The sequence below is a fragment of the Notoacmeibacter sp. MSK16QG-6 genome (assembly GCF_024158145.1).
In the GTDB taxonomy this organism is placed as follows: domain Bacteria; phylum Pseudomonadota; class Alphaproteobacteria; order Rhizobiales; family Rhizobiaceae; genus Notoacmeibacter.
The window spans coordinates 333,506-354,461 of record NZ_JAMYXM010000002.1 but is presented as its reverse complement, the minus strand read 5'-3'; the positions used below and the strand labels follow the sequence as shown (position 1 = coordinate 354,461).

The window sequence follows — 20,956 nt, the reverse complement described above, 5'->3', positions numbered from 1 at the left end:
GCTTTCTGCCAGGAGGAACATCGGAAATGTCTGAAGGACACGGTATCGGCGCCCGGGTGGCGCGAAAGGAAGACAAGCGTTTCATCACCGGTCTCGGCCGCTACACCGACGATATGAAGGTGCCGGGGATGATGCATGCGGCATTCGTGCGCTCGCCGCACGCTCACGCAAAAATCAACGGCGTGGACAAAAGCGCGGCGCTTGAGATGGAGGGCGTTATCGACGTCCTGACCGGGCCGGAACTGAAGGCAGACGGTATCGGCGATCTGATCTGCGGCTGGGCAGTCTCCAGCAAGGATGGGTCGCCGATGAATATGGGCGCATGGAGCCCGCTGGCGACCGACACGGTCCGCCATGTCGGTAACCCGGTGGCGATCGTCGTTGCAGAAACGAGGGACATTGCGCTCGATGCCGCCGAGATGGTCGCTGTCGACTATGAGCCGTTGCCCGCGGTGGTCGATGCTGTCGATGCGCTCGGCGAAGGAGCGCCGCAGCTTCATCCGGAAGCGGCGAACAATCTGATTTTCGACTGGGAGATCGGTGAAGAGCAGGCGACCGACGATGCGATTTCCGGCGCCGCCCACGTGGTCGAGGTCGAAATCCGCAACAACCGGCTGTCGCCGAATCCGATGGAGCCACGGGCCGCGCTCGGCCATTACAACAAGGCTGAGGATCATTACACGGTCTGGACAACAAGCCAGAACCCGCATGTCGCCCGTCTGGTCATGAGCGCCTTCTATAACGTCGCGCCAGAAAACAAGCTTCGCGTCATCGCGCCGGATGTCGGCGGCGGCTTTGGCGCGAAAATCTACATCTACCCGGAAGAGGTCGTATGTCTGTGGGCGTCCAAGCGCACGGGCGTGCCCGTCAAATGGGTGGCGACGCGCACCGAGGCCTTCCTGACGGACGCCCATGGTCGCGACCATAGCAGTACGGCGAAGATCGGCTTCGATGCCGATCATAAGATTGTCGGGCTGAAGGTCGAAACGGTAGCCAATCTCGGCGCATACATGTCGCTCTTTTCGAGCGCGACGCCGACATATCTCTATGCCACGCTGCTATCGGGCCAGTATAATATCCCGAACATCCACGCCAATGTGAAGGCGGTCTATACCAATACCGCCCCGGTTGACGCCTATCGCGGCGCGGGGCGTCCGGAGGCCACCTATCTGGTCGAGCGGACGATGACGCAGGCAGCACGCCAACTCGGAGTCGATGCTGCGGAACTGCGGCGAAAGAACTTCATCCGCGAGTTCCCGCATCAGACGCCGGTCATCATGAATTACGATGCAGGCGATTTCGAAGCCTCGCTGAATGCGGCGATGGAAGAGATCGACTACAAGAACTTCGAAAGCCGCCGGCAGGAAAGCCGCAACCGCGGCAAACTGCGCGGTATCGGCATGAGCTGCTATATCGAGGCTTGCGGCATTGCGCCGTCTGCCGCGGTCGGCTCTCTCGGGGCAGGCGTGGGTCTCTGGGAATCGGCTGAGGTGCGCGTGAATGCGGCCGGTACGATCGAGGTTCTGACAGGCAGTCACAGCCACGGGCAGGGCCATGAAACGACCTTCGCTCAGCTCGTGCATGAACGTCTCGGTCTGCCGCTCGACCAAGTCACTATCGTCCACGGCGACACCGACGTCGTGCAGATGGGCATGGGCACATATGGCTCGCGTTCCGGCGCGGTCGGTATGAGCGCTATCGTGAAGGCGCTCGACAAGGTCGAAGCCAAAGCCAAGAAGATTGCCGCGCATCTGCTTGAAGCGGATGAGGGCGACATCGAAATCGAGAACGGCGAGTTGAAGGTTGCCGGGACCGACAAGACGTTGCCGTGGTTCCAGATGGCGCTTGGCGCTTACACGGCGCACAATCTGCCAGAAGGACTTGAGCCGGGACTGAAGGAGACCGCCTTCTATGATCCCTCCAACTTCACCTTCCCGGCCGGCTGCTACATCTGCGAGGTCGAGATCGATCCGGAGACCGGTAAGACCGAGATTCTCCGCTTTGTCGCGGCCGACGATTTCGGGAACATCATCAATCCGATGATCGTCGAGGGGCAGGTTCACGGTGGCCTGACGCAGGGCATCGGGCAGGCCCTTCTGGAAGGCGTGCATTACGATGCCGATAGCGGCCAGCTGATTACCGCGAGCTATATGGATTATTGCATGCCGCGGGCGGACAATGTTCCGATGTTCGAGGTCAGTCACCAGACCACTCCGTGCCCGGGCAATCCATTGGGTATAAAGGGTTGCGGCGAAGCGGGCGCAATCGGCTCTCCGCCGGCGGTCATCAATGCGATTACCGATGCGATCGGTACAGAGGCGGTCACAATGCCCGCAACACCGATGAAGGTCTGGCAGGCCATTCGTGGGGCGGCCATGGCGCAGGCAGCTGAATAGAAGCGGACGAGGCCGGCGGGGCTTGGTCCTCGCCGGTTCCCTTCACCGTCTCAGGAACCCGGAGTTCATATTATGCATCAGACAACTTATCACCGCGCTCAAAGTGTTGAAGAAGCGGCCAATCTGGCCCAGGGCGCCAGCGATCCCCGTTATCTCTCCGGCGGCATGACCTTGCTGCCTACCATGAAGCAGCGCCTCGTTGCCCCATCCGATCTGATCGATCTGCGCCATGTCGACGCCATGCAGGGCGTTTCCGAAGAGGGCGACATGATCGTCATTGGCGGCGCGACCTGCCACAACGACATCGCCACCAGTGAGATCCTTCAGTCCAAGGTGCCGGGCCTGGCCTATCAGGCAAGCCATATCGGCGACCCCATGGTTCGTCACATGGGCACGATCGGCGGCTCTATCGCCAACAACGATCCGGCGGCCTGCTACCCGTCGGCAATGATCGCCATGAATGCGGTTATCCGCACCAACAAACGCGAGGTCTCCGCCGAGGATTTCTTTACAGGTCTCTTCGATACCGTGCTGGAGGAAGGCGAGATCGTTACCGGCGTTGCTTTTCAGGCACCGGAAAAAAGCGGTTACGGCAAGTTTCCAAACCCGGCGTCGCGCTACGCGATGGCAGGCGTATTCGTCGCAAAAACGGCTGATGGCGTTCGCGTCGCCGTGACTGGAGCCGGCGATGATGGGGTCTTCCGCGCGACCGGCCTCGAAGACGCGTTGGCCGGCGATTTCTCGGCCGCGTCACTCGATGGAAAGTCGGTCGATTCCAGTAATCTGATGGGCGACATCCATGCATCGCCGGAATATCGAGCGGCGCTGATTGTCGCGATGGCCAAGCGCGCGGTCGTGCTGGCCAATGGTGGCGATCCGGATACCAAGGCGGCGACGCCCGCCGGTACGGCTGCGGCCTGACGCCGCGCGGCCTGTAGCTGCGTGCCATTTTATCGGCCCCGAGCCTCTTAGGTTCGGGGCCGGCTTCGTTTCACCCAGCTTTAAAAGACGCGCCGCCTGGTTATGCAGCTCTGCAAATATTCCACGCTCCGGTTTGCTGGCCGTCCTGCTTGGCTGTTAGAAGGCCCTATTCGGTGTTTGTCGGGTTTGGTATCGGAACAAATTTATGGCTGTTCGTTCAGGTTACGCTGTCCGGCGCAAGTTCCGCTATCTGACGCGTGCTTTGATCGCTGCCGTGCTGATTATTGGCACCGCGCTTGTTCTCACGCTCCAGCATTTTGCCCGTGACAGCGCCATCGCCGATTTAAGGCGACAGGCATCCGAGACCCTGGCGTTGCAAAGTTCGGCATTGACCGGCCATCTCGATAAATTTCGCCTTCTTCCGCCGCTGCTTGCAGGGCGCGACACCATCCAGACCATTTTCGCGGAAAACGATAGCCGTTCAGGAATTACCGAAGCCAAACGAGCGGCAGGCCTTTCCGGCGCGAAAGATGTTCTCTTTCTTCGGCCCGATGGCTCGGTCTTCGCTTCAGCCCATGGAGAATTCGATGGGCATGAATTCGGTGGGGGCGAATTGCTGCGGACGGCGATGCAGAACCGCTTGGGCCGGCAGACATTCAGCGGCTCTCTCGGCCAACCGCTCTATGCGTTTGCGTCAGCTATTCGGCGCGACGATGCTTTTCTGGGCGCGATCGTCGTGCTTGTCGGGCTGGACCAGCTCGAAAATATATGGGCGCTTTCCCATGAGCCGATCCTGGTCACCTGGCGTGACGTTATCCTGATCGGCAACCGGCCGCTTTGGAAAGGCGCGCAGCTTCATTCCCACGCTGACGCGCCGGGCCTCCTTGTCGCTGAAGGAGGTACGCGTGGACTTGTCCGTCTGAGATCGGAGCCGGAGGACGACGCGACAAAACTGGCCTATCTCGCAGAACTCGACCTTCCTCTTCTCGACTGGCGTCTCCATGCTCTTGTGGACGCGACGCCGCTATCACGGACTGTCGATCTCGCTCTTACAACGGGCTTGCTCCTGACCGTTCTTGCCGGACTGACCGGGTTGACGCTTCTGAAGCGATCGGAAATCGCAGCACTTCGTCTTCGCAACGAACGCGCGCAGGCTTTGCGGCTGGAACGCCGGGTTCGTGACCGAACCGTCGAATTGCGTTCCGTCAATCAGTCGCTCGAACAGGAGGTCGAGGTACGCCAACTGGCCGAAAAGCAATTGAGAAAAACGCAGTCGGAACTCATTCACACTGCCAAGCTCGCCGTTCTAGGCCAGATGAGCGCGACGCTGAGCCACGAATACAATCAGCCTATAGCGGCGGTGAGAAGTCAGGCGGAGAATGCCAGGACGTTTCTCTCAAGGTCTAAACCGGAACGGGCGGACATTTCCCTCTCGCACATCATCCGGCTGACCGAGCGCATGGGAGACTTGTCGAAGTCCCTTCTTGGATTTGCACGCCGACCGGGATCGGATATCGCGCCGACCAGTCTGTCGGCCGCGTTGGACGAAGCTCTCATGCTCACGGGACCACGCCTCAGAAAGGCAGGTATTTCACTGAACAGCGAAGATGTCGGAAAAGATATCCGTGTCATGGGCGGGCGTCTTCGCCTGACGCAGGTTCTGGTCAATCTCATCAACAATGCGGCCGATGCTCTGGAAGGGTTGGGCGTTGAGCCCGGCACGGGACGGCCCGAAACGGATACGCCACGGATATCCATATCCGCCACTCGGTCGGATGATTTTTGTCTGATCCGGATCGAAGATAACGGACCGGGTCTGCCGGATCGTCCCGCTAGCGAGATTTTCGAGCCTTTCGTTTCGACTAAAGGTGTCGGTGAGGGTTTGGGCATCGGCTTGTCAGTTGTCGATAGCATCGTCACCGATTTCGGTGGCGGTATTTCTGCGGGCTCCTCAGCGATGGGCGGCGCCTGTTTCGAAATCCGGCTCCTACCGGCTGAGGCCAGCGAGCCGCCCAAGGCGCTGGCCGATCACGCAACAGCATAAGCGAGTGAAAGTTTCGACATGTCTCAGGTGATCCTGATCGATGATGATGACGATCTGCGGCTTTCGCTGTCTCAGGGACTCGAACTGGAAGGTTATGAAGTTCTCGATTTTGCCGATCCGCTCGAAGCGTTGGAAAGCGTGACGCGGCGTTTTGAGGGAATTGTGGTCTCCGACATTCGCATGCCCGGCATGGGCGGTATTGACGTGTTAAAGGCTGTTCTGGCGATCGATCCTGCGCTGCCGGTTATTCTGATCACCGGCCATGGCGATGTGCCGCTTGCGGTGCAGGCGATGCGCGACGGGGCCTACGATTTCATCGAGAAGCCGTTTCCAACGCTAAGACTTGCCAGCGTCGTGCGGCGGGCTTTGCACATGCGTCGCCTTGCGCTGGAAAACCGGTCTCTGCGAGAGCATCTGGAAAGCGTATCCGCTGTCGAAGAGAGGCTTGTCGGTCGAACACCGGCGATGCGGCACCTGCGCGATGAGATTGCCGCGCTGGCCGATACGGATGCTGACGTGCTGGTGCGTGGCGATACCGGTACGGGGAAAGAAGTCGTTGCACGCGCTTTGCACGATTCAGGCTCGCGCTCCTCCGGCCATTTCGTCGCTATCAATTGCGGGGCGTTGCCGGCCGACATCATCGAAAGCGAGCTTTTCGGCCACGAACCCGGCGCCTTTACAGGCGCAAAGAGCAAGAGGGTCGGCAAGATCGAGCATGCCAATGGCGGCACCGTCTTCCTGGATGAGATCGAGAGCATGCCGCTGGACTTGCAGGTCAAGCTGCTTCGCGTCATCGAACAGCGGGTGGTCGAGCCGCTCGGTTCGAATAAGGTGAAACCGCTCGACGTCCGCTTTGTCGCAGCGAGCAAGGCCGATCTGGCAAAGGAAAGTCAGGCCGGCCGCTTTCGCGCCGATCTCTACTACCGTCTCAACGTGATCAGCCTCACGATCCCCAGCCTGAAAGAGCGCAAGGAGGACATCCCGCTACTTTTCCATCATCTGGCGCGTGAGGCGAGGGCGCGTTACCGCCGCGATATTCCACCGATGACACCGGCTCTGGAGGCCGATTTGATGGGATACGATTGGCCGGGAAATGTGCGCGAACTGCGCAATGTCGCCGACCGCTGGGTGCTGGGTCTATGGCGTGGACTGTCATCCGCGCCGCAGATCGAGGATGGACTGACTTCGTCCGGCCACTCTCTTTCCGACCAACTCGCCCTATACGAAAAAGCGATCATCGAAGCGGAACTCAGCCGAAATGAGGGGCGGATGAAGCCGACCTATGAAGCGCTGGGACTTTCGCGAAAGGGGCTCTACGACAAGATCCGTCGACTGGGTATTGCGGCTCACGCCGAGACCGAAGGCGACGATATCTGATCGGGTTCGTCACCGGCGCGTTTCTCCACCACCGTATTGTGTAGCCAGCCACCCATTTATCTGCTTAGCATGGGTTGATCGATACGCATCGATCGAATGGATGGGCGAATGGCGATCCATCTATCCTATTGAAAATGAACGTTATCGTTCTTTTCTTGGGAAATGGCACGCCGTTTGCAACAGGTAGGAGGCTGTTGGGCCGCGCGCCCACCATCCATGAATATGCAATTGCCCGACCATGCAATCAGCCATGGCTTTCGGGTACCAAGGGAGGAACATATGTCCAAAATGCTTGGCGCCGTTTCGGCGCTCGCTATTTCCGTTTGTGCCGGTCAGGCCATGGCCGATCCTGCAGGTTGCGACGGTGACGAAACCGTTGTCCGCTTCAGCCATGTCGTGGCGGCGAGCGGTCACCCGAAGGGCGACGCCGCACAGCTACTGGCTGAAAAGGTCAATAGTGAAATGGACGGCAAGATGTGCATGGAGGTCTATCCGAACTCCACGCTTTATGACGATGACAAGGTCATGGAAGCCTTGCTGCTCGGTGACGTTCAGCTTGCAGCGCCGTCGCTATCCAAGTTCGAGGCCTACACCAAGAAGCTTCGTCTCTACGATCTGCCGTTCCTGTTCACATCGCTGGACACAGCCAACGGCTATATGGGCTCCGACGATGCCAAGGAGCTGCTCGCAGCCCTCGAAAGCGAAGGCTATACCGGCCTCGGCTATATCGTGTCCGGCCTGAAGCAGTTCTCTGCAAACAAGCCGCTGGAAAAGCCTGAAGATGCGTCGGGCCTCAAGTTCCGCGTTCAGACATCCGACGTCGCGGTCGCGATGATCGAGGCGATGAATGCCTCGGCTCAGAAGCTGGCTTTCAAGGAAGTCTATGGCGCTTTGCAGACCGGCGTTGTCGATGGTCAGGAAAACTCCTGGTGCAATATCTACACGCAGAAGTTCTTCGAAGTGCAGGACGGCGTGACCGAGACCAACCACCAGGTGCTGGCTTACGGCGTCATCACCAGCCAGGACTTTCTCGACGGTCTTGATGGCGAAGTTCGCGATCAGTTCCTGAGCATCGTCGACAGCACGCTTGCCGAAGCGAACAAGCAGGTCGCCGATAAAGAAGGCGAATGCCGTCAGTCCATCCTGGATGCCGGCGGTAAAATTCGCGAACTGTCCCCCGAACAGCGCCAGGCTTGGGTTTCCGTCATGAAGCCGGTCTGGAAGCAGTTCGAAGGCGATATCGGTGCGGATGTCATCGAGAAAGCCTCGAGTTCGTCCACCAACTGATTGCTGATCGATGTAACCGTCTGAAAAAGGCGGGCATGTCAGCTATCACACCCACCGGCGGAAACCCGCCGGTGGGCTCTTTGGGGATTGAGGGGGGTTCCGAATGGACCTTTTGTGGCCCAGCGTTGCGCTGGTGGTACTCGTCGTCGGGCTGTTTCTTGCCGAAAGGCGCTGGCCGGTCGGCGTAGCGAAACTTGAAGAAAATATCATCGCCCTTCTTCTGGCGCTGATTACTCTCATATCCTTCGTGCAGGTCGTTGCGCGTTACGGGTTCAATTCCGGCTGGGGTGGGGCCCTGGAAGCGACTCGTATTCTTTTCGCCTGGCTGATCCTCTTTGGTATGAGCTACGGCGTCCGGACAGGTCTGCATCTCGGGGTCGATGCCGTCATTCGGTTGTTCCCGCGCCCGCTCTTCAAGGCGGCAGCGATATTCGGCGCGCTCTGTACCCTCGCATATGGGCTGATACTTCTTCATAGCGGCTTCCTTGCCATCTTTGGCGTCGATGTCGGCGGCAACTGGCGTCAGAGCGGAGCGATCGGCTACTGGAATTTCATGTTCGACCGCGGCACGGGACTGGACGATTTACGTTATCCGAACTGGGTCAGCGAAACCTTCGGCGTGCAGGAGCGCGTACAGCGCTGGGTCGCCTATCTCATGTTGCCCATTGGACTGGCGCTCCTGTCATTCCGGTCCCTGCAGGCCGTCATCGCAATTGCGCTCGGCGAGCGTGAATTGATCGTCGCAAGCCACGAGGCGGAAGAACTCGTGTCCGAAAACCTGAACACGCTGAAGGAGTGAGGGCATGGAAACCACTTTTCTTTTCGTCATGGTGCTCGGTCTTCTCTTTCTGGGCGTACCTGTCGCGATTTCTCTCGGCCTATCCTCGGTCCTGACAATTGCGCTGTTCTCGTCGGATTCCATGAGTTCGGTCGCGCTGCAGCTATTCACGGCTTCGCAGAACTATACGCTGCTCGCAATTCCCTTCTTCATTCTGGCGTCGGCCTTTATGTCGACAGGCGGCGTTGCCCGAAGGATCATCCATTTCGCCATCGCCACTATCGGTCATTTCCGCGGCGGTCTCGCTATGGCGTCCGTCTTCGCCTGCATGATGTTCGCGGCCCTGTCCGGCTCGTCGCCCGCAACCGTGGTGGCCATCGGCACGATCGCCATCGCCGGTATGCGACAGGTGGGCTATTCCAAGGAATTCGCCGCCGGCATCATCGCCAATGCCGGTACGCTGGGCATCCTCATTCCACCTTCTATCGTGATGGTGGTCTATGCCGCTGCTACGAACGTGTCGGTCGGTCGCATGTTTCTTGCCGGCATCATTCCGGGTGTCGTCGCTGGTCTCATGCTGATGATCGCCATTTATATCCAGGCGCGGCGAAAGAACCTCCCCGCCGAAGAATGGAAGGGCTTCGGAGAAGTCATCGCAGGCGGCAAGGAAGCCGGCTGGGGCCTCTTTCTTATCGTCATCATCCTTGGCGGCATCTATGGCGGCGTCTTCACGCCAACCGAAGCGGCGGCCGTCGCTGCAGTCTATGCGGCCTTCGTGGCGCTCTTCATTTATCGCGATATGGGACCGTTGAAGGAGAAGGCCTGGACCGAACCGACCGATAGCCGGCGGGCGGTCGTCGGTTTCAAAGCGCTGGTCTATGCACTGGCATTCTTCTTCGTATGGATGATGTTGTCCTTCTTCGCTTTTGCCGAAGCGGGTGAGGGGAGCTTCAGCTCAAGGGCGCTGATCGGTCTCGTCTGTGCGGCTCTGATCCTTATCGCCTACCCCTTGTGGCGGGCCGAGGGTGGCGCAGCCGCCGTTCCCGGTACGCTGGGAGCGGGTCTGCCGGTCTGGGGCCGAAATCTCGGACAGGTCGGCCGGCATTTTTTTGGAGCGCTGTTCCACGCCGATACGCATAAGGTGCTCGTCGATGCCGGCAAGACGACCGTCATGCTGATGTTCATCATCGTCAACGCGCTGCTTTTTGCTCATGTGCTGACGTCGGAGCGTATTCCCGATGCCATTGCCGCGATGATGCTGGACTACGGCTTCAACTGGTTCACCTTCCTTATCGCCGTGAACATCCTGCTTCTGATCGGCGGGCAGTTCATGGAACCGTCCGGCCTGTTGCTGATCGTGGCGCCGGTCGTGTTCCCTATCGCAATGGAACTCGGCGTCGATCCGATCCATCTCGGCATCATCATGGTCGTGAACATGGAAATCGGCATGATCACGCCGCCAATCGGGCTCAATCTCTTCGTGACAAGCGGTATAACGGGGATGAGCCTGATACAGGTGGTCCGAGCGGCAATGCCCTTCGTGGGCGTGCTGTTCATCTTCCTGCTTCTCGTGACCTATGTGCCGTGGCTCTCGACCGCCGTTCCCACCGCGCTGATGGGGCCAGAGATCATTACCAACCGATAGGCAATCGCCTATGCCGGCAGGCCTTTTTATGGGCCTGCCGGTGCCGAACGCTAATATCTTCACCTCTTCATTCACCGCCGATTAAATCTGTTGCTCTACCTTCACGCCGACGGAGGTAAGACGATGATCGATATCGAAATGCTCGGTGTGCCGGCCTCGCTTGTAGAGGTTCAGGATGATGGGATGGTCCGCTATGTCGGACTGAATTCCCTCGTCGAGCAAATGCTCGGTATCGACGAAAAAAACTTCATCGGAAAAACACCGTTGGAAGCATGGCCGGGGCAAGCCGGCGAGCAGATTTCTTCAAAATACAAGACCTGCCTGAGCGGCGGAAAGATGACGACCTTCACCGATGAGCGTGAAGGCGAAGAGGCATCGACTTTTCTCAACATCACTCTGACGCCATTGCGTCAGCCGGGCTCGGAAAGCGTCAGTCACGTCGTGACGGTCTTTCAGGACGTGACCGACGTGATGAGGCAGAAAAGGGCGCTGCGGGAAGCCAATGCGCGCCTGGAACTCGCTATCGATGTTATCGATGGCGCCTTCTGGCATCTCGATATTGCGAGCGGTGAGTTTACCGCCTCGAAAGGCCTCGCCATGCTGGCGGACAGCGATCCGAGCAAGCCGTTCAGCGGTGAGCAATGGATGGCGCTGATCCACGAATCCGACGGGTGCGCTGCCGGTCTCGAAACGCTTATGAGCGGCGAAGTCGGCACCATGACCACCTACTACCGGATAACGACGCTGACGGGCGAGACACGGTGGATGCGATGCCGGCGCAAATCCGTGGTGGATGAGACCGGGAAGGTGGTCGCGGTTTGCGGCGTAACTGTCGACATCACGAATGAGAAGCTTCGTGAGCACGAGTTGGAGCAGAAGTCGCAACGCGACCCGCTTACCAATCTCTGTAATACGCGCGCCTTTGATGCCAAGCTCGAACGGCTCGCCAGGGAGCCCGATGGCAAACCATTCTCCGTAGCGATCATCGATCTCAATGATTTCAAGCCTATCAACGACAATTACGGTCATCTCGTCGGCGATGCGGTACTAAAGGAATTCGCCCGCCGACTGCAGGATTCGTGCCGCGGTACGGATATGGCTTGCCGCGTTGGCGGCGATGAGTTCGCTATTGTTCTGCCGGGATCGGACAAGGAGCAGGCGGCTGGCGTTGCGCAGCGCCTGTTGCGATCGCTTGGCAGGCCATTTGTCCACGAAGGCCGGACGATCCAGATGTCGGCGAGTATCGGCTATGCCGAATACGGCGATTTCGACGATGTGCTGGGCATGCTGCAGGCCGCCGATACCATGATGTATGAGCAAAAACGGAAAAAGCCGGATAGCTCGCCCTATGGTCTTCTCAAACTCACCGCATGAGAAGCAATCGACTTGCATCGGGCAAAATTTGCAAGCGATGCTTAAAGAACGGATCGCAAACCATTGATTTTGGTGGGTGATGTAGGGATCGAACCTACGACCCGCTGATTAAGAGTCAGCTGCTCTACCAACTGAGCTAATCACCCGAACCGTCGCGGCCATATAGGCGGTGCGCGATTGTCTGTCCAGCCCTTTCAAAGCGGTTTGACGCCATCTTGCCAAGCGCGGAAGTGCCGGCACGCCTTGGGAGCTGTGTCCGGCACGGAGTTAGGCTTCTGTTAGCCGTGAGATCATTCAATCGTCGATCGGCGACGCCTCTTCAGTCCGTGGTCATTTCTTGATGGCATGAAGCAGGTATGAGCCACCACAACCAAACGATGACAGCTATCATGGATGCACGGACCGACATCAAGTCTATCCCGCTTGCCATAGACCTAGACGGCACGCTGGTTTCGACCGATCTCCTATGGGAAGGTCTCTTCCGTCTGCTGCGGTCGAACCCGCTCATTCTTTTTCTTGTGCCGATCTGGATCGCGTCCGGTGGACCAGCGCGGCTCAAGCACGAAGTGGCGCGGCGGGCGGACTGGGACGTTCCGGCACTGCCTTACCGGGATGACGTTGTGGGTCTTATACGCGATGAGCGGCGAAAGGGACGGACAATTATTCTGGCGACAGGCACGCCGAAGCCCGTGGCCGATGAAATTGCCGAACATCTCGGTCTCTTCGATGCGGTCATCGCGACGGAAGATCAAGGCAATATGACCAGCCGAAACAAGGCCGACAAACTCGTCGAACTCTATGGTGAGGCCGGGTTCGACTATGTCGGTAACAGCCGCGCCGATTTGCCGGTGCTGGCGGCCGCAAGGCAGGGCACTGTCGTTCAGCCAGATGCCTCAGCACGCCGCTGGGCATTGCGCAACGATGCGCAAAGGTTGGTTGATGAGCCGATTTCCTGGCGCGACATCCGTAAAATGCTGCGTGTTCATCAATGGCTGAAAAACGTGCTGGTCATCGTGCCGCTGATGCTGGCGCATGAGTACAGCAACTGGACCACGGTCACACAGGCTATCGTCGCATTCTTCTCGTTCTCGCTGTCGGCATCTGCGATCTATATCGTCAATGACTGTTTCGACATGGCGCTCGACCGTGCCCATCCGACCAAGAAAAACCGCCCCTTCGCCTCGGGAAGGCTCTCCATTCCGTTCGGCCTTATGTCGACCGCGGTTCTGCTCATCGCGGCGTTCGCGCTGTCTCTGTTCCTTCCCGTTGCGTTTACAGGCGTTCTGGCCGTCTACCTTTTGGCGACGACCGCCTATTCCTTCGCCCTGAAGCGGATGCTTCTCATCGATGTTTTCACGCTGGCATCGCTTTATACGCTGCGCATCATCGGCGGCGCGGCGGCGACACAGGTGGATGTCTCGTTCTGGCTCCTGGGCTTTTCCATTTTCTTCTTCCTATCGCTCGCACTCGTGAAACGGTTCGTGGAACTGAACGATCGTGGCCTTCAGGTCGGCCGGAAGATCGAAGGCCGCGCCTATCGCGGCGAAGACAAGGCCATCATCGCCATGAGCGGCGTCTCGTCGGGCTTCGGCGCGGCTATGGTGTTGGCTCTCTACATTCAGTCCGATTCCGTGGCCGGCCAGTATTCGCTGCCCTGGCTTCTGTGGCCGTTGGCGCCTGCGATACTCTTTATCTGCATGCGGATATGGATTCTCGCCTATCGCGGCGAGATGCATGACGACCCGATTGTTTTCATCATGAGCGATTGGCGCAGCCAGGCGGTTGCGGCCATTGGCGCCCTGCTGGTCGTGGGCGCGCTGGTTCTGTAGACAATGGCGCAGCCCGATTATCAGAGTTTCGGCCGGCTCCGACCGGCAATGCGGCACGCATTGACGCCGGATGAAGCTCTACCTCGCTTTCAGGATCGGTCGTTCGCCGATACGTTTCTGCCCTTCGGCAAAGGGCTCTCCTATGGCGATAGCTGCCATAATGATGAGGGTCATCTGATCGATATGGGCCGAGCGGAGCGCATCCTCTCCTTCGACCCGCAAACGGGCCTTCTCGATGCGGAAGCCGGCGTCGATCTGGCAACCATCATCGCCCATTGCGGTCCGCATGGCTGGTTTCTGCCGGTCACGCCCGGCACGCGCTTCGTCACGCTGGGCGGGGCAATCGCCAATGATGTGCATGGAAAGAACCATCATCGCCGCGGCACATTCGGCGCGCATATCGAAAGTCTGACCATCGCCCGTAGCGATAGCGGCGTTCGGGATATCAGCCCAACAAATGAAGCTGAGCTGTTTTATGCGACCATTGGCGGGATGGGTCTGACCGGCGTGATCGTTTCGGCGCGGCTTCGCCTGATGCGTGTTGCCTCTCTCGATGTCGTTCAGACCGTGACACCCTTCGGCACGATCGGCGACTATCTCGCCATGGCCGAAGCGGCCGATGCGACGAACGAATATGCCGTCGCCTGGATCGATCAGATGGCGTCGGGCGCGAAGCGGGGCAGGGGCGTCCTGCTTGCGGCGAACCATGCTGAGAGCGGCCCGGCGGGCGATGTTGCCATTGGCGGAGCGCGTCTTTCTGTTCCGTTCCAGCCGCCTCTTAACGTCTTGAATCGACCGTTCCTCAAATTGTTCAACGGCGCGTATCGTTTCTCTCAGCTTCGTAAAGCCGGTACGCCGTCACGCACAAGCTGGCAAAGCTATTTCTATCCACTGGACGGGGTGCGTGACTGGAACCGCCTGTACGGGCCAAATGGTCTTTATCAGCATCAATCCGTCGTTCCCTACGATAGTGCGGCGGACGCGCTACCCGCTTTGCTAGAGGCCGCAGAGAAGGAGGGCGCTGGCTCGTTCCTCACCGTACTGAAGCGGTTTGGCGAAGAGGGGAGCGCAGGACTGATGGGGTTTGCCCGGCCGGGTTACACACTGACGCTCGATTTTCCAAATCAGGGCGACCGTACGCGGCGACTTCTGAACCGGCTCGATGCAATCACGATCGCGGCGGGTGGGGCGGTCAATCCCTACAAAGATGCGCGAATGAGCGCCGATACTTACGCTGCCGGGTTTCCCGATTGGCCAAAGCTGGAGAGATCGAGAGATCCGTCACTCATGAGTGATTTCTGGCGACGGACCGGGCTTGTGCTGAAAGAGCGCAGTTAGCGGATTGTTACGGAAAAGCCTTCAATTCAAAACATTAACTTTACGCATCAAAACGCCTGCTGTGCGGCCAATTTCGGCATTCGCGTTTACGGGTTCGAACGTTTTGAACACTAGGCTGTCGCTAACTCAAACAAAGACTGTGCCGAAATGAAATATATTCCGTTCATCCTGTTTACCGTGGCGACCAATGCATTTGCCCAGCTCATGCTAAAGCACGGCATGATGCAGTTGGGCGATCTGGCAGTGCCGGGTGTCCATCCTCTTCTCAGGATACTGCAGATCGTTTTTCAGCCCTGGGTCTTTTTCGGCCTTTGCATGTTCGTGGTCTCGATGGCGAGCCATCTGTTCGTTCTGTCGAAGGTCGATCTCTCATTTGCCTATCCATTCTTGTCGCTCGCCTATGTGCTGGTTGCCGTTCTGGCCTGGCAACTCTTCGGCGAAGATCTGAATGCGCTGCGTATCGGCGGCATTGCGCTGATCTGCGTCGGCACCGTGCTGATCGCCCAGTCGGGTCGCGAAGGCCACGCCGATACCGCCGAGCCGACGGACATCAGCGCTGCAAAACCCGTTTCATCTTCAACGCTCAAGTGAGATCCAATCCCATGTCAAAACAACGTCATATCATTTTCGGCGGCGATGGCTTCGTGGGTCGGCATCTGGCGCCGAAGCTTGTCGGTGATGGCCATGAGGTGATCGTAGCCGACATCGTCAAAAGTGGATTGCCGCATTATGAGGAGGGCGTCGCCTTCACTCATTGCGACGTGACTGACCGGCAGTCTATCGAAGCTCTCAAACTGCGTTCGGACGACAAGATTTACAATCTTTCGGCCAAGATGCTCTCGCCCCTTCAGGTGCGCGCCAAGCGGCACGACTTTTTCTTTCCGGTCAATTATGATGGCACGGTCAACATCATCGAGGCCATGGACAAGGTGGGGGCGCGCGAGCTGGTGCACTTCACCACCGACATGGTCTACGGCCACACCGTTCATTATCCGATGACCGAGGATCACCCTGTTGCGCCGCTCGGCGAGTACGGGCTTTCGAAGTTGCGGACCGAAGAACTGGCCGAGGAGTGGCGCAAGAAGGGGATGAACATCACGCTCTTCCGCCCGCGCCTCATTATCGGGCCTGGCCGTCTCGGCATTTTGGAAAAGCTCTTCAAGCTCGTCGACCGCAATCTGCCGGTGCCGATGATCGGATCGGGTAAAAACCCCTATCAGTTCATCTCCGTTTTCGATTGTGCCGAGGCCGCACGGCTCGCCATGATCCATGGCTGCCCGAACGAAGCGTACAATTTGGGCTCCCTCAATCCGCCCTCCGTTCGCGCCCTTCTGACAAAGCTCATCAAGCACGCCGGATCGAAATCCGTTCTGGTGCCAACGCCGGGTTGGGCGGTGAAGCAGACGCTGAATCTGCTGGACTGGATGAACATGCCGCTGATGGACCCCGAGCAGTATCTCATCGCCGACGAAGACTGCCTGCTCGACGTCTCGAAGGGCGAGCGCGATCTCGGCTGGGTGCCCCAATATCGCGACGAAGACATGCTGATCGCCGCCTATGACGAATACCACGCCAAGAAAGCCGGCGGTGACGGCGCAATGAAAGCCAAAAACGATGCCGGCTATCTCGAGGCGGCGGAATGAGGAGCGACGCAGTGAATGTAATCGATAGACCGCAGAGCGCGGAACGCCTCGATCTGGATGCGCCCGAACTGGCGCCGGATACTCTGCCGGGCGCTCCGAAGCCCGATCTCCTCACCGTGGAGGATGCGACGTCCATGACGCTCGGCACGATGGCCGATCTGTTCATGGCCCATATCAATCCCGGCCAGATGCATTTCATGAAGCTGCTGGGCTTCAACAAGGTCAAAGTCGAGCGTGCCGAAGGCATGTATTATTACGACCAGAACGGCCGAAAAATTCTCGATTTCTTCGGCGGATTCGGTTCTCTGGCGCTCGGACACAACCACCCTCGCATTCTTGAGGCGCGCAAGCGTTTCCAGGATGAGAACCGGCACGAAATCGCCATCGCCTTCATGAGCCAGTACGCGGCGGCGCTGGCGAAGAATCTCGCCACGGTGTCGCCGGGCGATCTGGATATGGTGTTTTTCGGCTCATCAGGCTCAGAGGCAATGGAAGCGGCGGTCAAGCTGGCGGAGCGCGCCGCTGGCCCGGATCGGCCGAAAATCGTTTACGCCGTCAATTCTTTCCATGGAAAGACGAAGGGCGTGCTTTCGATCACAGATGGCGAACTCTACCGCGGCCAGTTCAAGCTCGTCGATGAGACGGTTCGCGTGCCGTTCGGTGATATCGAAGCCATTGAAAGTGCATTTCGCTCGGACCGCACCATTGGCGCTATCGTGCTGGAAACGGTCCAGGGAGGAGGCGGCATCATCGAGGCGCCGGAAGGTTTTTGGACCAAACTTCGGGCTCTCTGCGACCGCTATAGCGTCATCATGGTCTGCGACGAGGTGCAGTGCGGCTACGGACGGACGGGCAAGTTCTACGCCTTCGAACATCACGGCATCGTCCCGGACATCACGGCTCTCGCCAAAAGTCTGGGCGGCGGCAAGACCGCCATGGCGGCGATGATCGCCAAACGCGAAATCTATATGAAAGCCTATGGCACGCCGAAAAACGCGATGATCCACGCGCAAGCGACCTTCGGTGGCATTGGGGAAGCCTGTATTACCGCTATCGAAGCATTGAACGTGCTTTACGATGAGGGACTGATCGAGAATTCCGCGCAGACCGGCGCTTATTTGATCGAGCGGCTGGAAGAGCTAAAGGTTCGCTATCCGAAGCTGATCAAGGACGTCCGGGGGAGGGGACTGATGATCGGCCTGGAGTTCCACGATTTCAGCCAGGCAATGCCGCTCGTCGTTAAACCGATGATCGCGATGCTGGACGACAAGCTTAAAGGATCTCTACCCGGCTTCATCGGCTCGGCGCTTCTGCGCGATCATGGCGTGCTGGTCGCGTTCACCGAATATAATAGGAACGTCATCCGCCTGGAGCCACCGCTGATCGCAACCCGCGCGCATGTCGATGAGTTTATCGACGCGCTCGACGGCGTGCTCTCCAAAGGTGTGGTACGGATCGTCAAGGATTTTGTTGCCAGCCAGGTCGGTTGACAAGCCCGCTTTCGCTATTGCGTTTCAGGGGAGCCGGTTTCGCTTTGCGGACGGGCTTCCTCTGTATTGGCGGATCGATCCGCGCCGGGCGCTAGCGAACCGGCTAGCCGGGGATGGACGAACCCGTCGTAACAGGGTGTCAGTCTCATGCGCCGGTGTTTTTGCAGGGCTGGCCCATATATTCTCAAAAGGTGGGCGGTATTGGCGCGAGGGGCGCAGGTCGGCAGAAGAGCCAGATCGGTTTCGGCGACGGCTTTGACCGCTTCCTCATCCGGTTCGGGAACAGTACGCGTGGGATCGGCGCCGATTGCGATATGTTTTGGGGCGCTCCTACCCATCACCCACGGTATCGGGTTGGTGAAGTCGAGCGTCATGATGGTATCGAAGCGGACACCGCGCCGGCTCTCGATCTGCTGTAACTGGCGAACCAGAGCGTCCATCGTCCAGATCAGGCGAATCTGGAATTCGAAGTCGGAATAGCGAAGCGGACTGGGCAGTTCGCCTTCCTGGATGAAAGTCTCGAAGGTCTCCTGATGCTGAAGTGCGACCTTCAAATGTACTTCGGCCTGCCGGATAAAAAACGGCCGAGCCGTGACACTGCCAACCGTCTTCAGATTGGCGGCTGCGATAGGCTCGTTCTTGATTGCGCCGATCCACGTCCTTGCAGCCTTTTCCGTGACCGCGCCGGCAAGCGGCATCACGAGCAGGGCAGCCATAGCGACCCTTGTGATGTTGCCGATCGACGGACCCTGCTGCCACGCAATACGCTGGCACGCCAGAAGCGCGGGCGGAATCGCCGCGATCATGGCTTGGCTCCCGGTGTTCTGCGTCTCGTAGATGAGCGTGGCGAGCAGCGTCACCAGAACCCAAAGTCCGATGCGGTCCAGCAAGGCGGCAATACGTTCATGCCATTGCATCCATCGCGCGCCGTCGGGAGGGATTTCGCCACCCGCCGGCCACCGCAGCGTCAGGAGTGCAAGTATTCCGCCACCCAAAAGCGGCACGATATTGATTGAAGCGCCCTGCAGATATCGCGGCAGAAGCGACCCTTCGTTCATACTGACAAGGGTGAGGACATCGAAAATGTAAGCGGAAGGCAGCCGATAGACCAGTTCGAGAACGGTCAATGCGATCAGGAAGATCGCAGCGGAGACAAGTGCGTGGCGGAACGGAATGCGAAGGGTGGCAAGCGCAAAGAGGCATATCAGGCCGCCGGCTGCGAATGCGGTAATTTTCGTCAGAAACAGCGCCAGCATGAGAAGGGCGATCATCACCGCCATGAGCAGGGTGTGTCGCAGTGCGAGCACAGTGACGACGAGGACGTAGAGGAGTTGCGCGCCGTGGCGGTTATAGATGCCGAAACCGTCAGAACCGGGGAAGGGGTAGAATTCCTGCGTGTTGAAAGGCAGTGCCGTGAACACCAGAAACGGCAGAAGATATAGAAGGCTCTCGATCAGCGACCGGCGCGCTGCCGCTGTGCAGGCGATCACCATGGCTGGACCCGTAATCAACAGAACCGACCAGCTAATCAATAGAAGCGGCTGTGCTTTCGGCAGCAGTCGCAGTGCCCAGTCAAAAATCCAGTAGAAGAGCGGGCCGGCCGGCATAAAGAAATCGACCGCCGGAATTTGCCCGGTCCGCAGCCTTTGGACTGCGTCGAAATAGATGTACAGATCCCAGTACATCGGCCCGACGGGCACGTGGCGCACGACGATCAGGATGGCAAGCAGAAAGAGGACCAGTCCGAGAACCAGCAAGCCTGGCAAGGCAATGCTTATCCACCCGCGTTGCGGACTACCTGCTCTCGCGATCATTGATTTATCCCGACCCGTTCTTATCGCCCTTCATTGCCTCAACGCTGGCTGGTGGGTCAACGTGCCGGATCGATACATCTTTTGCCGGGAGCGCGATCAGGGTCGCGGCGGATCATGTGGTAGGGCATCGATCTTCTCGCTGACCCATTCCACGGCAAAGCCTGCTCCGGAAAGCACGAGGGCGATGATGATGAGGGAAGCCGCGCCGATCAAAGTGCCGATTGCGAGGACGATCCCGTCTCTTTCCGACAGGCCGAGCGCGACTGTGAAACATGCCAGCGCCGGAAGCCAGTTACCCAGCGGGATAGGCATGACAACGGCAATTCCCAGAATGAGAAGGAGAAAGCCGATCATACGTTCCGCGCGGGCGCGATTTGCGGGCCAGTAACGCGGCTTGATGAAGCGCTCGCCCTTTTCGATAAGCGGCACGATCCGATCGATCAAAAATCGCCATGCCTTCGCGGGCAGATACCGTTTCAGGATGAACCGGGGCAGCCAGACCCTTTCCTGGCGCATCACCATCTGCCAGGCGATAATTACGAGCGGAATACCGAGAAAAACACTGGTGCCGAACGGCAGCGGCAAAAGATTGAACGAGGCGAACACCATCAAGATTGTCGCGAACGAACGGTCGCCGAGCGCATCGGCGATCGTGCGAATACCCACGCTGCCATCGGTTTCCGGTTCGATTTGCCGAAGCACTTCGGAGAGGCGTCGATAGGGGGGCCTTTGACGGGCAGGCAGATCCAATGCGAGCGATGCTCCGGGAATTTGGGTTCAGCGGTCACGCAGATAGTTGGCCGGGCCGCATTGGGCAAGCACTCTTCGATGGCCAAAGGTCGAAAGTCACGCCAGATACCGGAATGATAACGGGTGCCGCGGACGATAAATAACGTTCCCCGGGCCGGTGCTCGTGTGTTTCGACCCCTTGATAAATCGACGAACAGGTGGACTAAGGGTTAAGGAACGGTCAAGCTCAGCCCGCGTTTGTTTCTCATCGCGTCATGGCGAAATGCACCT

General features: G+C 58.7%; 15 protein-coding genes and 1 tRNA gene. 13 read left to right on the top strand and 3 right to left on the bottom strand.

Annotated elements, in window-relative coordinates; genetic code table 11:
• Nucleotides 1-26 precede the first annotated feature (26 nt).
• The 8 genes from NIM86_RS09405 (at nucleotide 27) to NIM86_RS09370 (ending at nucleotide 11,822) form a co-directional block, all read left to right on the top strand.
• Nucleotides 27-2,396, top strand: coding sequence for a xanthine dehydrogenase family protein molybdopterin-binding subunit (locus NIM86_RS09405; RefSeq protein ID WP_253381397.1), 2,370 nt, complete (start codon nucleotides 27-29; stop codon nucleotides 2,394-2,396).
• A gap of 72 nt (nucleotides 2,397-2,468) precedes the next feature.
• Entirely contained in the window at nucleotides 2,469-3,317 is an 849-nt protein-coding gene (locus tag NIM86_RS09400; protein WP_253381395.1) for a xanthine dehydrogenase family protein subunit M, read from the top strand.
• Nucleotides 3,318-3,522: 205 nt separating this feature from the next.
• On the top strand, nucleotides 3,523-5,361 hold the full coding sequence (locus NIM86_RS09395) for an ATP-binding protein (protein ID WP_253381393.1): 1,839 nt from the start codon (nucleotides 3,523-3,525) through the stop codon (nucleotides 5,359-5,361).
• Nucleotides 5,362-5,379: 18 nt separating this feature from the next.
• A complete protein-coding gene (locus NIM86_RS09390) occupies nucleotides 5,380-6,738 on the top strand; it encodes a sigma-54 dependent transcriptional regulator (protein ID WP_253381391.1) in 1,359 nt (452 codons plus the stop codon).
• A gap of 279 nt (nucleotides 6,739-7,017) precedes the next feature.
• Nucleotides 7,018-8,025: a DctP family TRAP transporter solute-binding subunit gene (locus NIM86_RS09385; RefSeq protein ID WP_305884457.1), complete on the top strand. Its 1,008-nt coding sequence runs from the start codon at nucleotides 7,018-7,020 to the stop codon at nucleotides 8,023-8,025.
• A gap of 103 nt (nucleotides 8,026-8,128) precedes the next feature.
• Entirely contained in the window at nucleotides 8,129-8,824 is a 696-nt protein-coding gene (locus NIM86_RS09380) for a TRAP transporter small permease (protein ID WP_253381389.1), read from the top strand.
• Between the two features lie 4 nt (nucleotides 8,825-8,828).
• Nucleotides 8,829-10,448 (top strand): TRAP transporter large permease, encoded by a 1,620-nt coding sequence (locus NIM86_RS09375; protein WP_253381387.1) that lies wholly within the window; start codon nucleotides 8,829-8,831, stop codon nucleotides 10,446-10,448.
• A gap of 123 nt (nucleotides 10,449-10,571) precedes the next feature.
• Nucleotides 10,572-11,822: a diguanylate cyclase domain-containing protein gene (locus NIM86_RS09370; RefSeq protein ID WP_253381385.1), complete on the top strand. Its 1,251-nt coding sequence runs from the start codon at nucleotides 10,572-10,574 to the stop codon at nucleotides 11,820-11,822.
• 70 nt (nucleotides 11,823-11,892) lie between these two features.
• Here the strand turns inward: NIM86_RS09370 and NIM86_RS09365 are convergent.
• A tRNA-Lys gene (locus NIM86_RS09365) sits at nucleotides 11,893-11,968 on the bottom strand.
• A gap of 243 nt (nucleotides 11,969-12,211) precedes the next feature.
• On the opposite strand from NIM86_RS09365, the gene NIM86_RS09360 reads away from it, so the two are divergent.
• The 5 genes from NIM86_RS09360 (at nucleotide 12,212) to NIM86_RS09340 (ending at nucleotide 18,122) form a co-directional block, all read left to right on the top strand.
• On the top strand, nucleotides 12,212-13,651 hold the full coding sequence (locus NIM86_RS09360) for a UbiA family prenyltransferase (protein ID WP_253382000.1): 1,440 nt from the start codon (nucleotides 12,212-12,214) through the stop codon (nucleotides 13,649-13,651).
• A 3-nt stretch (nucleotides 13,652-13,654) separates the two neighbouring features.
• Nucleotides 13,655-14,989: an FAD-binding oxidoreductase gene (locus NIM86_RS09355; protein ID WP_253381382.1), complete on the top strand. Its 1,335-nt coding sequence runs from the start codon at nucleotides 13,655-13,657 to the stop codon at nucleotides 14,987-14,989.
• A 147-nt stretch (nucleotides 14,990-15,136) separates the two neighbouring features.
• On the top strand, nucleotides 15,137-15,580 hold the full coding sequence (locus tag NIM86_RS09350; RefSeq protein ID WP_253381380.1) for a transporter: 444 nt from the start codon (nucleotides 15,137-15,139) through the stop codon (nucleotides 15,578-15,580).
• A gap of 11 nt (nucleotides 15,581-15,591) precedes the next feature.
• On the top strand, nucleotides 15,592-16,632 hold the full coding sequence (locus NIM86_RS09345) for an NAD(P)-dependent oxidoreductase (protein ID WP_253381378.1): 1,041 nt from the start codon (nucleotides 15,592-15,594) through the stop codon (nucleotides 16,630-16,632).
• Nucleotides 16,633-16,766: 134 nt separating this feature from the next.
• Nucleotides 16,767-18,122: an aspartate aminotransferase family protein gene (locus NIM86_RS09340; protein WP_253381998.1), complete on the top strand. Its 1,356-nt coding sequence runs from the start codon at nucleotides 16,767-16,769 to the stop codon at nucleotides 18,120-18,122.
• 14 nt (nucleotides 18,123-18,136) lie between these two features.
• On the opposite strand, the gene NIM86_RS09335 is transcribed toward NIM86_RS09340, so the two are convergent.
• On the bottom strand, nucleotides 18,137-19,936 hold the full coding sequence (locus tag NIM86_RS09335; protein ID WP_253381376.1) for a hypothetical protein: 1,800 nt from the start codon (nucleotides 19,934-19,936) through the stop codon (nucleotides 18,137-18,139).
• A 96-nt stretch (nucleotides 19,937-20,032) separates the two neighbouring features.
• Nucleotides 20,033-20,686 carry an exopolysaccharide biosynthesis protein gene (locus tag NIM86_RS09330; protein ID WP_253381374.1) on the bottom strand — a complete coding sequence of 218 codons (654 nt, stop codon included), beginning with the start codon at nucleotides 20,684-20,686 and terminating at the stop codon, nucleotides 20,033-20,035.
• Nucleotides 20,687-20,956: the final 270 nt, after the last annotated feature.